This window comes from Streptomyces sp. NBC_00370, assembly GCF_036084755.1.
GTDB lineage: Bacteria > Actinomycetota > Actinomycetes > Streptomycetales > Streptomycetaceae > Streptomyces.
Map to the genome: position 1 here is coordinate 1,505,519 of NZ_CP107968.1, position 14,810 is coordinate 1,520,328.

Consider the following 14,810-nt stretch of genomic DNA (forward strand, 5'->3'; position numbering starts at 1 on the left):
TCACCGCATGATGTTCAGTGTTGAGCCGTGATCACCAACCGCGCCTTCCGGCGCCTCACGACCGTATTAGCCATCCTCTCGGCCGTGTTCACCACGGCGGTGAGCGCACCCGTAACGGCCCAGGCCGCTACCGGAGATACCGCCCCGCCCGAATTCGTCGCCCTGCACGACGTGGCACCGTCCATTCTGCAGGAGATCCGGTACAACACCCCGCACAACTTCACGGGCAGCAGGATCAACGGTTACGAAGAGCCGCTGTGCATCCTCACCGCCCCGGCGGCCCAGGCGCTGGCGAAGGCGGAGCGGACGTTCCTCGCGCAGGGCTACACCCTCAAGGTGTACGACTGCTACCGGCCGCAGCGCGCCGTCGACAGCTTCGTGACCTGGGCCGAGGATCTGGACGACGAGCTGATGAAGGGCGAGTTCTATCCACGGGTGGAGAAGACGGACCTCTTCACCGACGGGTACATCGCGGCCAAGTCCGGTCACAGCCGGGGAAGTACGGTGGACCTCACCCTGGTGAAGCTGCCCGCGGCCACCACCCGCCCGTACGTGCCGGGCGAGCCCCTTGCCCCCTGTTACGCGCCGGCCAAGAAGAGATTCCCGGACAACTCCATCGACATGGGGACGGGATACGACTGCTTCGACACCCTGGCCCACACGCTTGATCCCCGTATCGTCGGCACGCAACGGGCCAACCGGCTGCAGCTGAAGAACGCCCTGGAATCCCTCGGATTCGTCAATCTCGCCGAGGAATGGTGGCATTTCACCTATTCGCCGGAAACTTTCCCCTCGGACTACTTCGACTTCCCGGTGTCCCGGGACTCGCTGAGCAATTAATGCCGGTCCCCGCGAGCTGCCCCGTGGCACCCTGGAACGGAGCGCCACAGACAGACGAAGGAGCGTGCCCCATGACGTGGTCGACCTAGCCGCCCGCCCGGAGGTTCCGGGGGCACGGGCGGCGGGTTCCGGAAGGAACGAGATGTCCCGTACGGACAAGACCAAACCGTTGTGGGTGCGCTGCGCCGAGCACCGTCCTCGTCCGGCTCATGACCACCGTCACGGCTCGTGCGACCTGCCGCCGAACCCGACGCGGGAGGAGCCGGACACACACTGCCGGTGGGTGTACTCCTGGTTCGGTGAGACCTGCTGCTCGGGGCCCAACGGGCGTGCGGCCAAAAGGGAGTCGGGGGACATGAACCGGGCCCGGAACCGCGCGGACCGCTACGCGGGCCGGCTCGAAGCCCGCCGGTGTGTCACCTCCGGAGACGACACCTGCTGACCGGCCCGGCGCCCCGGCTGGGCATGAGCACCTGCCCCCGGCACCGCACCGGCCCCCTCCCCGTGGTTCTGACCGGGGAGGGGGCCGGTGCGCCTGACGGGTCAGCTGCCCGAGCAGCCGGCCACGGTCGCCTGTGAAGCGTCGCGGATCAGCGCGTCCTGCGCCGCCTTCAGCCGTTTCACATCGGGCTTGACGACCTTGCGGTCGTACGTCATCAGGCCGTTGAGTTCACCCTCGACGTCCGATATCTGCGTGTACACAGCGCCGTTGCTGCCCTGGCACGCCAACTGGTGGACCTCGGCGAGCCGCGCCAGGTAGTCGTCCGTGTAGGCCGCCGGATCGACGTCCACGTACGACTGCTGCACCGCCCAGGCGTGTCCGGGCACCGCGAGTCCGAGTCCGCCGTACTCGCCGCTGACCAGGGCGCGCTTGCCGTCGGGGTTGGGCGGCAGGGCGGGACTCGGATAACCGTGCTCGTCCATGATGTCGCCGGTCCCGCCGTCCGCCCCCAGATTGAGCCCCGACATGTTGTTGACCAGCCGCGTCGGGTCCCAGGCCTTGGCCTGTTCGGCTATGCGGCCCACGTCGTACTGGCCCCAGCCCTCGTTGAAGGTGACCCACATGACCACCGAGGGGTGGCTGCTGTGCTGGTCGATCATGGTCTTCAGCTCACGCTCGTACTCGGCGCGCGCGGCCGTGTCCGGCTCCGCGCTCATCGCCGGCATGTCCTGCCAGACCAGCAGGCCCAGCTTGTCCGCCCAGTAGAACCAGCGGTCGGGTTCCACCTTGATGTGCTTGCGGACCGAGTTGAAGCCCATCTGCTTGTGCGTCTTCAGGTCGTAGGCCAGCGCCTCGTCGGTCGGCGCGGTGTGCAGGCCGTCCGGCCAGAAGCCCTGGTCGAGCGTGGCCATCATGAAGACGGGCTTGCCGTTGAGTACGGTACGCGGCGTGCCGTTCACGTTTTCGACGGCGATGGAGCGCATCCCGAAGTAACTGCCCACCTGGTCCTGCCCGACGCGCACCTTGAGCTGGTAGAGGAACGGGTCGTCCGGGGACCACAGATGCGCCTTGTTGATCTTCAGGCTGACCGGTGCGCCGGTGCGTCCCGCGGCGGTCGCGATCTTCCGCTTGCCGTCGTAGGCCGTCGCCGTGACCGGGACACCGTCCGGTACGCCCTTGACCTCGACGGTGGCCCGGCCCGCCGTGACGTCCGGGGTGATCTTGAGGTCGGCGGCGTGGGTGGCGGCCACCGGCTCCATCCACACCGTCTGCCAGATACCGGACGACGGGGTGTACCAGATGCCGCTGGGGTCGAGGCGCTGCTTCCCGACCGGCGGGTTCTCGCCGTCCGCCGCGTCGGTCGGGTCGTAGACGCCGACGATCAGCTCCTGGGTACGGCCGGGCTTCAGCGCGCCGGTGATGTCGGCGCTGAACTTGTCGTAGCCGCCCTTGTGCTGGGCGACCGCCTTGCCGTTGACGTACACGTCGGCCTGCCAGTCGACAGCTCCGAAGTTGAGCTGGAGATGCTTGCTCTTGCCGACCTTCCAGTCCTTGGGAACGGTGAAGGTGCGGCGGTACCACATCCGGTCCTCGTGGCGTTCGATGCCGGAGAGCTGGGACTCGACCGGGTACGGCACGAGGATCTTCTCGGCGAGCTGCTTGCCGACCGGGGGCTTGTCGCCCGGCTGTGCGGCGGCGAACTGCCACTGGCCGTTGAGGTTCTGCCAGTCGTCGCGGGTGAGTTGGGGCCGCGGGTACTCGGGATGGGCGTTCTTCGGGCCCACCTCGTCGGCCCATTTGGTGCGCAGCTCGTACTCCGAGTTGTTCGGCCCGCTGCTCCAGAACTGTCCGACGGCGGCGCCGTCCGAGCCGGTCAGGCCGCCGTTGCCGTCGTACGTGAGGTCGGCCTGGCCACTGGCGCCGCCGCCCTTCTTGCCGACGACCGGTTCCTTGAGTCCGACGACGAGGGAGCGCGGGTCGGCGGGGTCGGCCTTGACCGTGCCGAGCGGCCATTTCGCGCCGCCGATGACGGCCTGGAGGTGGTCGGCGAGGCCGCTCGGGAGCGCCGCGAGGGGCTGTGCGAAGTCGAGTCTGAGGCTGCGGCCGTCCTTGAGGACGGTGGTCGAGATGGCCCCGTCGTAGTCCCAGTCGGCGGGGAGGCGGAACGCGGAGGAGGGGATGGCTTCCTTCTCCTGGCCGGGTTCGGTCCAGCGCAGATGGAGGTTGGAGCCGCCGGTGTGCTCGAAGTACTCGACCTTGATGTCGTAGGCCTTACCGGCCGTCAACTCGACGGGCTGGGAGGTCTGTTCCTTCTCCCAGTCGTCGACCCAGTGGTCGATGGTCAGCTTGCCGTCGACCCAGAGCCGGAAGCCGTTGTCGCCGATGACGGAGAAGGTCGTCGCACCGGTCTCCTCGGGCACGACCTCGCCCGTCCAGCGCACACTGGCGTCGTCGGCCTGGCCGGTGGCGGTCTGCAGCCGCGAGTCGAGGCTGTTGAAGTCGATGTTCGGGTCGAAGCCGGTGGCCTTCAGCTCACCGAAGTCGAAGGCGCCCGGGGCGGACTGGGTGAAGTACTCGCCCTTGAGGCCGTGTGCTCCTGCGGGGTCCTCGGCGGCTCCGGCTGCCCCGGCCGACGGCGGCACGGTCAGGACGGCGAGGCCGAGCCCGGCGGCCAGAAGCATGGCCAGTTTGCCTCTGAGTCGTTTGGTGCGCACGAATTCTCCTTGACTGAGATACGGCACTCGATTACTTACAGTCACTACAACGTTGGAAACAGTGGCCGTTGCATGACAACATGCCACCGGCCGGGCTGTCCAGAGTCGTGCGCGGGCATTGCCGCCGGTTCAGCTGTGCGCGGTGCGGCGACGGCCGGGGGTGAGCAGGTAGGCGAGCGCCATGTCGCTGAGCTCGTCGGCGTACTGACGCCGGGCCACCTCGCCGGTGACGGGATCGGGGCGTACGGAGTTGTGGAAGCAGGCGCCGAGGACGGCGCGGGCCACGGTGTCCAGGGCTGCCGCCGGGTCCGGGCGCCGGATCTCGTGGGTGTGAGGAGCCGCCGCTTCGAGCAGGAGACGGTGGATCTCGCTGATCGTGCGGGCACCGCGGTCCAGCGCGCCGGCTCCCCGCGTCCGCAGCAGTTCGGGGAAGAGGGTGCTGTGGTCGGCGAAGGACTGCAACAGCGCGTGGGCGTAGGCGTCCATGACGCCGGCAAGTGACGGCTCGGCCGTGCGCAACCGCTCCGCCACGTACTCCTCGCGCCGCTCCAGCATCCGCTCGGTGAGGGCGGCGATCAACTGCTCCTTGCCCTCGAAGCGGCGGTAGATCGAGCCGACGGCGACGCCGGCGCGCTCCGCGACGCCGGTCATCGTCATCTCCTCCAGGCCGGACGAGGAGGCGATGTCCTCGGCCGCCCGCAGGACGCGAGCCAGCGTCGCGGCGCTGCGCGCCTGCCGGGGCTGCCGGTAGGGCGCTGCGCGGTTCGGCTCGTCGGTCATGTCACGCATCGTATCGGCGGGGGCCTCGGCGGGGCTCACAACGCGAGGCCGCAACGTCGCCGCCGCGGCTTGAAATGGCTTGGCGCGGCCCGGTTGCCTGCTGATAAAATTCATGGCCCTCCGGGACGGCGGATCCCGGGGCGACGACGGGGGGATTTGTGTCGTTCGAAGAAGAATGGGCCGCGTCCAAGGCCGATGCGCTTGACCGGCGCTCGGACGCCATGCGGCTCAATCACCTGGAGCCTACTCCGAGTTCCGGTCCCGGAGGAACTCCTTCCGGTGGAACCCTGGATTACAACACGGATTCCATCAACGGGAATGCGAATCTGCTCATCGAAATCGCCGGCTTTCTCTACGAAGGCAGGCCGGACGGCGACCTGTGCACCCTGGCCAGGGAGCCGAGGGTGCATCATGACGTCGCGGCCCAGGTGGAGCGCTTCGGCAGGTTCGCCGACGACCAGTTCCAGGACACGGTGGCGCTCTTCGCCGCTCTCGCCACCCGCCTGAAGACCACCGGGACGGATTTCGTGACCGTGGACGACGACAACGTCGGGCGATTCCTCGGACTGGTCCTGAGCGACGGTCAGTACGTGGCACCGGAGGCGAAGTGAGCGGGCTGAGCCACCGCAAGGACGTCGAATTCCTGGAAGGCTGCAATCCGGCGCTCGTGGAGCGGAATGCCGACGAGTTCCAGCGGTTACGCGACATGCTGGCGGAAGTCGACGAGCCCGCCGAGCGGGCGGAGAAGCGAACGCACTGGAAAAGTGAGGGCAGTCAGCATTACGAAGCGCGCGTCGCGGAGGCGCGCAAACTGCTGACGAGCATGGCGGAGGGGTACGGCCAGGCGAGCAGCACCCTGCGCGCGTACGCCTGGGCGCTGGAGAGCGCGAAGGGCTACTACTCGGCGGGAAAGGAGAACGAACAGGCCCTGGCCGATCTCATCGGTACCAAAGGCACGGCGGTCACCCGTAAGGCGCAGGACGCGGAGCCCATGCGGCAGTGGGAGGACATGCGGGCGACGACGGGTGTCCTCGACTTCTTCGCCGAACTCACCATGGACGTCGACGACATCAAGGACGCGGCGAACCAGTTGCATGACGCAGCGGGCGGCTGCTTCCATCTCGCGAAGACCACGGAGAAGGAAGCCCGCGACATCTGCGTCCACGGAATGAAGCAGGCCTACGATCTGCTGCCCGAGTTCCGGATGGGTTTCATCGACCGGGTGGACATCGTCTCGGCCATCGCAGCGATGCGCAGGGAGGCCCAGGAGGCGAGCGACAACCCCCTCACGCATCTGCCCGGCAGCGGCCCCAAGCACGACTACGTCGCAGCAACCGGGTCCAGTCCCGTCTCACCGACGCTGAGCGACATCCGGACCCGGCTGGCCCATCTGCCGGACGCGAAGGACGCCTACTGGAACCCCCCGTCCACGGACAAGGAGAAGGCGGCCTGGATCGCAGCGAACAAGGAGATCATCCAGGCCGCGGCAACGAACTCCGGACTGCCGGCGGACATGGTCGCGGGCATCGCGTGGCAGGAGATCGCGGGCCAGCCGGGATTCCTGGACGACATCACCGACACCATCCGCGAACAGGCCGACGCGCCTTGGGGGTTGAGCCCCGTCTCGCCGGAGAATCTGCCGTGGCGTCTCGGCGGGACCCCGGACGAGACGTCCTTCGGCCCGATCGCGATCCAGGTACGGCGGGGCGCCGAGGTGCTCGGCTACGATCCGGACAATCTCACCGACCTCCAGCGGTCGGTCGTGGAGGAGTCCCTCCAGGACCCGGGCCAGAACATCTTCATCGCCTCCGGGTATCTGGCCCAGCTCAAGGCGGAGAGCGAGTTCGCCGACGTACCGCCGCAGGAGATGACGTCCGCCCAGTACCAGGAACTCGCCGCCCGGTACAACGGCGGACCGTACTGGGAGTCGGGCAAGGCCCAGACGTACGGCCACAACTTCGACCGCGACCTCGACCACGCAAGGGAAGCACTGCGCTGATGCTTGACCGCACCGAAGCCACCCGGACGACCGAGGACCAGGGCTGCCTGCGGTGGGTGCTGGCCGTTCCGCTCGTGCTCCTCCACCTCGTGGCGGCCTGGTTCTGCTACACGGCGCTGACCATTGAACCGGGGGGCAGTTGGGACGACGACGCACGCGCCGGGATCGTGCTGTCGTGCCTGCTCACCCTCGTGGCAAGCGGTCTGGCCCTGCTGATCACACTCGCGCCCTCGGTGCGGCGCACGATGGGTCGCTGGTGGCTGGCGCCGCCGGTGGTGCTGGGTGTCGTGGCGGCGGTCCGATGGGCGACGACGGGGTGACGGGGAGCCGTTGGGGAGTGAGGAGCAGGGTTTCGTAGGTGTGGTGACGGCGGGTGCCGGTGCGGTGGTGCAGCAGCTCCGCCGCGCGGGCGGGTTCGCCCGCGTCCATGAGTGCACGGGCGAGGGTGTCCTGGATGATCTCGCGCTCCACCCGTACTCCCCCGATCCGCTCGGCCTTCTCACCCAGGCCGCTCAACAGGTCCGCCGCAGCGCGGGGGCGCCCCGCCGTGACCTCCGCCAGCGCCTCGACCACGGGCGCCAGGACCTCGCGGTAGTCGGCGCGTTCGTCGGCCGACGCCCGGCGGGAGAGCTGGTGCAGGTCGTCGGTCGCGCCCTCCACAGCGAGCGCCAGGGCGAGGTTGAAGGTGTGGAAGACCTCCGCCGTACCGCCCGGCGCGGCGAGCAGTTCCCGGATGTGGTCCGGGTCGCTGCGGCCCGCCGGTGACTGACCGGCCAGCAGCAGGCGCCAGTTCGTCGCGGCCCGCATGCCGACGTCCGTACGTGCCAGGGCCGTGTCGGCCCGTCGGCGCGCGTCGGCGAAGTCGCCGCAGGCGATGGACTGCAGGGCGGCGTGCCAGTTCAAGTGCCGCGCCTGGAGCGCGTGGGGGTCGGTGGCGAGCCAGTCGTCGAGGAAGCCGCTGCCGGCGGGGCCTGTGCCCAACTCGTGCTCCGCGTGCGCCAGGGCGTGCGCGGCCACGCCCGAGCGGGGATGGCGGACCAGGGCCTGCTCCGCCAGCGCGTGGGCCTCGCGTACCCGGCCCTGCTCGGCCCGGGTCGAGGCCAGCCAGCTCACCCAGGGCCAGCTGTCCGAACCGGCGTGCGCGGCCTGATGCTCCATCAGCAGGGTGCCCCGCGCGCGGTAGTCGGCGTCCTCGCAGGCGGAGAAGGCACCCAGCATGATCCCGGCCTGCTCGTCGGCGGGCCAGCGGTCGAAGTGCCCCGCCAAGTGGTCGGCCGTCAGCCGGTACTGCCGGTGGGTATGGAGGAACACCCCGTGGACCAGGCTCGCTTCCCGCTCCCCCGCGGCCCGCGCGTCCCGGTGCGCGATCACCAGTTGCTCCTTGAGCACCGTCTCGTCCCAGTGCCCGCCCGCTGCCAGGGCGAGCAGCGCCCGCGCCACACCGCAGTCCGGGTCCGAGCCCACCCACTCACGCAGCAGAGGCAGCGTCCGCCCGCTCAGGGAGAGCAGCGCCTCCACCGCCCGCTCCGCCACCGGCGCGTCCGCCGCCGTCCCACCACTCAGCGCCGTCCCGCCGGTCATCCGCTGCTCGCCGTCCTGCTCACACACTGGACATGAACACGGCGGTGCAGATGATGCCGCTGTTGCCGCAGTGGTTACGCGGCAGGCTCAGCGGCAAGCCGGTCTGGTTGCCGTTCGCGAGTCCGCTGCCGGTCACCGTCGCGCCCTCGGCCCGCGCATCGTCATGACTGGCGCAGGTGTTGCCGAACGCCGCGTTGCCGACCCCGACGACGTTCGCCTGGGCGGCGCCGGCCGGGAGCAGCGCCACCCCGGCCACCGCGCCCAGCATCGCGGCCCGCGCGCCCATGCGCCCCGCGCTGCCGCCCGTACCCCGCGTCTCGACACCCATCAGGTTCCTCCTTCGTCCGGGCCCTGACCGATCCGGGCCGCACCTCCACCAACGACGGAACCCGGCTCACGACACGCGAAACCCCAGGTCACCCCCGGCCGGGTGTCAGGACCGGGCAGAGCGACACGGACCTGACCGAGGACCGCACGCCTGAGACCTGTCTCGGCACCCTGCGGATCGCCGGCTACTTCGGTGACCCGCTGGTCGACGACAAGGTCGCCGCCTGTCCGGTCCTCGCGGGCGAAGGTCCGGTGAAGGTCCTCGTCGACGGGAAACCGACCAGGCGTACTCCTTCACCTTCGGGTAGCCGTCAGGGCGGTGAGGGCCGCGTGCGCCTTCGGCGCGTGGAGCGGGCTGAAGTGGGGATTGACGGCGAGAGCCTGCTTCAGCCCGTCCCGCGCGGCGGAGGTGTTGCCGAGGGCCCGCTGGATCATCGCGCGGTGGTAGTGGAACAGGGCGTTGCGGGTGCCGAGGGTGAGCGCCCGGTCGGACTCGGCGAGGGCTTCGTCGTCCTGGCCGTTGACGTGCAGCGCCCAGGCCAGGGCGTCGTGGGAGTCGAGGAACGGCCGGCTCTTGAGGCCCTGCCGGGCGATGGTCAGGGCCCGGCCGGGGTTTCCGTGGTCGGCTTCGAAGAGCGCGGCGTCCGCGTCGAGGGCGACGCCGTTGTCGGTGAGGAGCTTCTGTTCGGCGCGGAAGACCTGGAACTGCTGTGCGGCCTCCCGCGGATGGCCGAGCGACTGGTGCAACTCGCCGAGCTGGAGCACGTATTCGGGCAGCGGTACACGCTGCACGGCGCGGCCGAGGTCGGCGACGGCCGCCTTGGTCCTGCCGAGCGCGGCCTCGGCCCTGGCCCGCGCCTGGAGCAGCGGGGTGTAGGAAGGCGCGGCGCGCAGTCCGGCCTCGGCTTCGTCGAGTGCGGTGGCCGGGTCGCCCTGGTTGAAGGCGAGTTCGCTGAGGTAGTAGCGGGCGAAAGCCTGGTCGGCGGGGCCTGCCGCGTCCTGGAGGGCGCGCCGCATGTCGGTACGGGCGGTCTTCGTGTCGCCGCGCAGCTCAGCGACGTAGGAAGCACGCGACAAGGACGGTGCCCCGGGTTTGAGGTCGACCATCTTCTGTACGGCGTCGGCCGCTTCGGAATAGCGGCCGAGCTGGGTGTAGGCGTCGGCGAGTGTGCCGTACAGGGAGGAGTTGTACGGGTTGACGGCGACGGCGCGGCGGGCCCAGTCGAGTGCCTGGCTGAAGCGGTGGCGGCCCGCTTCCAGGGCGCCCATGCCGCCCATCGCGGTGAAGTTGTCAGCGGGCGCCAGTTTCAGTGAGCGCTTGAGCGCTGCTTCGGCCTTGGGGTAGTACGTCGGGTCGGCCGTGGTCTTGGCCTGCTGGACGTAGTCCAGCCCCAGGGTCGCCAGGCCGACGGCGTCCGTCGGGGTGTGGCGCAGGTGGTTCTGGAGCGTGGTGATGCCGGCGGACAGCGGGTCGGCCCCGGTCGCGGGCCCGGCCGCCTCGGTGCGCGGGGAGATGCCACTGCCGTGGCGCCCCGCGTCGCGTGGCGCGAGGCCGATGCCTCCGGCGACGAAAAGTCCCACGCCGAGCGCCACGGTCACGGCGGCGGCCGGCAGAGTGCGTCGGCGCGCTGCGCGCCGGCGGAGGTAGTGCGTCAATTCCCGCTCCGGTGAGGGGTGGTTGGACGGGCGAACTAGGAGTGCTTCGACGCCGGAGGCTTGAGCGTCGCGTAGACGACGACGTTGTCCCGGTAGCCGCCGCGCTCGCGGTCGTAGCTGCCGCCGCAGGTGATCAGCCGCAGCACGGGAGGACCTGCCGTGACGTAGACCTGGTCGTCGGGGAAGGCGTCCTTCTCGTACTGGCGCAGCGCCCGGACGGTGAAGTCGGCCTTGGTGTGGTCACCGCGTTCGACGCTGATGGTGTCGCCCGGGTGGAGCGAGGACAGGCCGTAGAAGGCGGCGGGGCCGGTGGCCGAGTCGACGTGCCCGACGATGACGGCGGCGCCCGGATCACCGGGCCGCGGGCCGTCGCTCCACCAGCCGATCTGGTCGGGACGCTGCGGTACGCCGAGGTGGCCGTCCTGTTGCACCCGCAGACCGATGAGCGCGTGGTCGAGGCCGATCGCGGATATTCGTATGCGCATCGGCGGCGCCGCGCGCGGGTGCTGCGTGGCGGTGTGGCCGTCCGTGCCGTGCGGCAGGGGAAGTGCGCCTCTGTCCACCTGCTCGGGCGCCGGGGACCGGTCGGTGACGAGGGCGACGGTGCCGGTGACGGCCAGCACGACGCCGGCCGCGAGCGCCGCGAGCGCGGCTGCCCTTCGGCGGCGCGGCGGACGCCCGCCCTCCGGTGCGGAGGGCGGGCGTCCGGCTGTGGCGGGGCCGCTCACGCCTGTCCCGCGCGCCGCCGGCGCAGGGCCAGGACTCCGGCGCAGGCCAGGAGCGCACCGCCGCCGATGGCTGCCGCGGAGGCGACGGGGAAGTCCCCGCCGAAGGCGCTGCCGCCGAAACCGGCGCCGACGCCGCCGTCCGGGTGCAGGGAGTCGGCCTGGTTGACCGCGGCGGTGTTGGGCAGCGCCACGTACGGGAACGTGTCACCGGGCTGACGGTACGGGGCGTCGACCGCGTCACCCGCGGCCAGCGCTGGCACGATCTTGCCGGTCTGCGCGGCGCCTTCGAGTGCCTGCAGTTCGATGTCGACGACATCGTCGTTGAGCCGGCGTCCGTTGGGGAAGCCGCCCAGGTCGCCGCCGATGACACCGAGCCGGTTCGGGTTGGCCGAGACCGGCACCGACATGTTGAGGCGCAGTTCCTCCGCCGGGAGGAACGCCTTCTTGTCGGCGTCCGCGTTGAGCAGCTGCGAGTTGAGGTCCGCCTTGACCGGACCGCACGCCTTGCAGAGCCCGGTCAGGAAGATCTCGACCAGGTCGTTACGGGGGGTGGCGGGCGCCGGAACGTTGTAGATGTTCTGGATGAGCTTGGGCACGATCGGGTCCTTGACCGCGTTCACGACCGGGGTGACCGTGTGGTCCTTCTCCGGCGGCAGCGCGTTGAAGGCGTCCTTGTACTTGAGGGGTACGACCACCTCGTTGACCAGCGGGTTGCCGAGGCGGGAGACCTGGTGCCAGCCGCCTTCGCCGCCCTTGTCGGGCGTACCGGGACCGCCCTTGCCGTCAGCCGCCGGCTCCGCGTTCTCGCTGCCCTTGCCGGTGACGACGGCGCCCTGCCGGTCGGTGGTGGACCACACGCCGACCACGGGGTTGCGCTTGGCGTCGCCGTTGAGTGCCAGGTCCTTCTTGGGCACCTGGATGGCGATGGTGTTGACGTTGTACCCGGCGAGCGTGTTGTGACCGGTCTCCTTGAGGTTGCCCCCGTAGAGGAGGTCGAAGATCCGCAGATCCAGGAAGAACGGGTCGGACGCCTGGCCCGCGTACGTCTGGCCGCCGTTCGGCAGGGACACGGTGGCCTGCTCGCGCAGCGCCGCGTAGTCCGGCATCGACGCCTTGCCGACGTTGGACGGCGCCGCAGGGGCGTCCTTGAGCAGTGTCTTGGTGTTGCCGCCGCCGTCGGTGGCCGTCAGGGAGTACGTCTGGCGGAAGTTCAGCGTCTCGTCGTCCAGGGACTTCACGACGCCGGTGTTGTAGAGGAACTGGTTGGCGTCGTCCCGGACGTGGTTGGTGAACGACCAGGTGTACGTGGTGTCGGGCTTGCCGTCGCCGTTCCCGTCGATCTTGATGTTGTAGTGCGCGTCGTCGGCGAACGGGTAGAAGTTCGGGCCGCCGTTGGGCTCCTCGAACGGGATCCAGTTCGCCACCAGCGTGACCGTGTCCGGCTTGTCGGGGCTGGTGAAGGCGTAGACGTCCGTGTTGTCGGCCCTGGGGTCACCACCCGTCAGCGGCGCCTCGCGGTGGCTGGAGGCGGCGCTGGTGCCCGGCGCGAGGCCGGTGACAGCGGCGGCGGCCAGCAGAGCGAGGGCGCCGGCAGAGGCAAGCGCGCGTTCTGCCGGGCGTCCCGGAATTCTTCGGCGTGACAGGCGGGAGGACTGCATGGGCCATCCATTTCCGGTGTGAGCGCCGTACCTCGCGGGGACCGGGCGGTGGGTACGGCTGAGATCGGTGGACGCTCGAAGCCCCACACAGACCCTCCGGCAGTGCCCCGATCGGCATGAGCCGTGTGGCAAAAGGCCAGCAATGTGACTTAAAGCTCCCACCAAATCACCATGCGCATACGGCGCTCGCAATGCCCGTGAGCCGAATGAGGCGAGCGCCGCCCGTCGCCCCCTGGGCCGGTCCGACGACCCTGCCCGGCCGTTCGGGTGACCGCACCGCCCGCCGCGACGCGCGCGCCGGCCGACCGGGTAGCAGTGCGAGACCCGACCCGGCGCCCTGGAGGCATCCATGACCCACCGCCAGCTCGGGCGGCGCGCCGCAGTGGTGGCGGGCGGTCTGCTGTGGCTGCTCGGGACTGCCGCACCGGCGGCCCAGGCGGCCCAGGCCCACCCGCTCGGCAACTTCTCGGTGAACCACTACACCGGATTCACCGTGCGTCCCGACCGCGTGGACGTCCTGGCGGTCACCGACACCGCGGAGATTCCCACCCTCCAGGCCGCACCGCGCGTCGACACGGACGGCGACGGCACGCCGAGCGCCGCCGAACGCGCCGCATGGGCCACCGCCCGCTGCGCCGAGACGGCGGGGAAGCTCGCCGTGACCGCGCCCCGGCGCCTGACCTGGAAGGTCAGCTCCGCCACTTTCGCCTACCGGTCGGGACAGAGCGGACTGCGCACCAGCCGGCTCGACTGCCGCCTCCGGGCTCCGCTGGAGCTGACGGACGGGCCGCAGACGCTACGGATCGACACGGGCGCCGACAGGGCCCGGGTCGGCTGGAACGAGATCACAGCGAAGGGTGCGGGTACGCATCTGCGGGACTCCACGGTGCCCGCGTCGTCATCGACCGGTGAACTCCGGCACTATCCGCGCGACTTGCTCGCCACTCCGCTGGGCGACACCACGGCGCGGTTCACCGCCGTCCCCGGCGCCGCCGCTTCGAGCGGTACGGAAGGGACGTCCCGGGCCGGGGCTGTGGGCGGACTCACCGGAGGCGTCGAAGCGCTCTCCCAGAGACTGACGTCGCTCACCGGCACGCGGACGCTCACCGTCCCGGTCGGGGTGCTCGCGGTCCTGCTGTCCGTCGTGCTGGGCGCGGGGCACGCGCTGCTGCCCGGCCACGGCAAGACCGTCATGGCCGCCTATCTCGCCGGCAAGCGGGGCAGCACCCGGGACGCGCTGACCGTAGGCGCGACGGTGACCGCCACCCACACCGCGGGGGTGCTGGTCGTCGGCCTCTGTCTCACCACCTTCTCCGCACTCGCCGGTGACACCGTGCTGAACTGGCTGGGCGTGGTGAGCGGCGCGCTGGTGGCAGCGGTCGGCGCGGCCCTGCTGCTCGACGCGGTGCGCGGGGCGCGCCGCAGGCGTCTCGACGCCGCCACGATCGGCGCGGTGCCGCCGGGCGCTCGGGAGCCGGCGCTGGTGGGCGCGGCGGGCGCCGCCGACACGGCTGCGGAGATCGCGCACGGTCACACGCATGACGCAGGGCATGGGCACGGGCCTCAGCACGGGCTCGGGCACGGGCACGGACCTGCGGACGGGCACCATCGGAATCACCATCACCCGCATGAAAAGCCGCACCGGCACGGGCTGTTCGGACACCACCACCACAGCCACTCGCCGTCCGCCACGGACGCCGACCGGCCGTACACCAGGCGCGGGCTGATCGGCCTCGGCGTCGCCGGCGGACTCGTACCGAGCCCGTCCGCCCTGGTCGTCCTGCTGGGCTCGATCGCCCTGGGCAGAACCGTCTTCGGAGCCGGGCTCGTACTCGCGTACGGCCTCGGCATGGCCGCCACCTTGACGGCCGTCGGCCTGATCCTTGTCCGCCTCGGAGACAGGCTCGGCACGCTCACGGACCGACCGCTGTTCGCGTTCCTCCGGCGCCTCGCGCCCAGCACCGCGCTGCTGACGGCCGCGCTCGTCCTTGTCGTGGGCCTCGGACTGATGATCCGCAGTCTGCCGCCGGTGCTGTGAGGCGGACGGTGTCGTGAGGCGGACGGTGGCCTTTGACAAAACGGAAC

Annotated in this window: 12 protein-coding genes; 5 read left to right on the plus strand and 7 right to left on the minus strand. The window is 70.5% G+C overall.

What is annotated here, in order from left to right; all coding sequences use genetic code 11:
• Positions 1 to 27 precede the first annotated feature (27 nt).
• Positions 28 to 840, plus strand: coding sequence for a M15 family metallopeptidase (locus OHS57_RS06260; protein ID WP_443042844.1), 813 nt, complete (start codon positions 28 to 30; stop codon positions 838 to 840).
• Positions 841 to 1,383: 543 nt separating this feature from the next.
• On the opposite strand, the gene OHS57_RS06265 is transcribed toward OHS57_RS06260, so the two are convergent.
• Positions 1,384 to 3,996 (minus strand): PA14 domain-containing protein, encoded by a 2,613-nt coding sequence (locus tag OHS57_RS06265; protein WP_328581307.1) that lies wholly within the window; start codon positions 3,994 to 3,996, stop codon positions 1,384 to 1,386.
• Positions 3,997 to 4,125: 129 nt separating this feature from the next.
• Entirely contained in the window at positions 4,126 to 4,776 is a 651-nt protein-coding gene (locus OHS57_RS06270; protein ID WP_241778658.1) for a TetR/AcrR family transcriptional regulator, read from the minus strand.
• 158 nt (positions 4,777 to 4,934) lie between these two features.
• Between OHS57_RS06270 and OHS57_RS06275 the strand changes: the two genes are divergently transcribed.
• The 3 genes from OHS57_RS06275 to OHS57_RS06285 are packed head-to-tail and all read left to right on the plus strand — an operon-like array spanning position 4,935 to position 7,095.
• Positions 4,935 to 5,387: a hypothetical protein gene (locus tag OHS57_RS06275; protein ID WP_328581308.1), complete on the plus strand. Its 453-nt coding sequence runs from the start codon at positions 4,935 to 4,937 to the stop codon at positions 5,385 to 5,387.
• Entirely contained in the window at positions 5,384 to 6,775 is a 1,392-nt protein-coding gene (locus OHS57_RS06280) for a hypothetical protein (protein ID WP_328581309.1), read from the plus strand. The genes OHS57_RS06275 and OHS57_RS06280 overlap by 4 nt, the downstream gene beginning before the upstream one ends.
• On the plus strand, positions 6,775 to 7,095 hold the full coding sequence (locus tag OHS57_RS06285; RefSeq protein WP_078863740.1) for a hypothetical protein: 321 nt from the start codon (positions 6,775 to 6,777) through the stop codon (positions 7,093 to 7,095). Before OHS57_RS06280 ends, OHS57_RS06285 begins: the two co-directional genes overlap by 1 nt.
• Here the strand turns inward: OHS57_RS06285 and OHS57_RS06290 are convergent.
• From OHS57_RS06290 to OHS57_RS06310, 5 genes are all read right to left on the minus strand, one after another.
• Positions 6,992 to 8,383: a hypothetical protein gene (locus OHS57_RS06290; protein ID WP_328581310.1), complete on the minus strand. Its 1,392-nt coding sequence runs from the start codon at positions 8,381 to 8,383 to the stop codon at positions 6,992 to 6,994. The two genes, OHS57_RS06285 and OHS57_RS06290, sit on opposite strands and share 104 nt — an antisense overlap.
• Entirely contained in the window at positions 8,376 to 8,684 is a 309-nt protein-coding gene (locus OHS57_RS06295) for a chaplin family protein (RefSeq protein ID WP_041991916.1), read from the minus strand. Before OHS57_RS06295 ends, OHS57_RS06290 begins: the two co-directional genes overlap by 8 nt.
• A 293-nt stretch (positions 8,685 to 8,977) precedes the next feature.
• Positions 8,978 to 10,339, minus strand: a complete 1,362-nt coding sequence (locus OHS57_RS06300) for a tetratricopeptide repeat protein (protein ID WP_328581311.1) — start codon at positions 10,337 to 10,339, stop codon at positions 8,978 to 8,980.
• Between the two features lie 35 nt (positions 10,340 to 10,374).
• Positions 10,375 to 11,067, minus strand: coding sequence for a class F sortase (locus OHS57_RS06305; RefSeq protein ID WP_328581312.1), 693 nt, complete (start codon positions 11,065 to 11,067; stop codon positions 10,375 to 10,377).
• Positions 11,064 to 12,725 (minus strand): DUF4331 domain-containing protein, encoded by a 1,662-nt coding sequence (locus OHS57_RS06310; RefSeq protein WP_328581313.1) that lies wholly within the window; start codon positions 12,723 to 12,725, stop codon positions 11,064 to 11,066. Before OHS57_RS06310 ends, OHS57_RS06305 begins: the two co-directional genes overlap by 4 nt.
• Before the next feature lie 349 nt (positions 12,726 to 13,074).
• Here OHS57_RS06310 and OHS57_RS06315 point away from each other — a divergent pair, with 349 nt between their 5' ends.
• On the plus strand, positions 13,075 to 14,763 hold the full coding sequence (locus OHS57_RS06315; protein ID WP_328581314.1) for a nickel/cobalt transporter: 1,689 nt from the start codon (positions 13,075 to 13,077) through the stop codon (positions 14,761 to 14,763).
• The last annotated feature ends 47 nt before the right edge of the window (positions 14,764 to 14,810 follow it).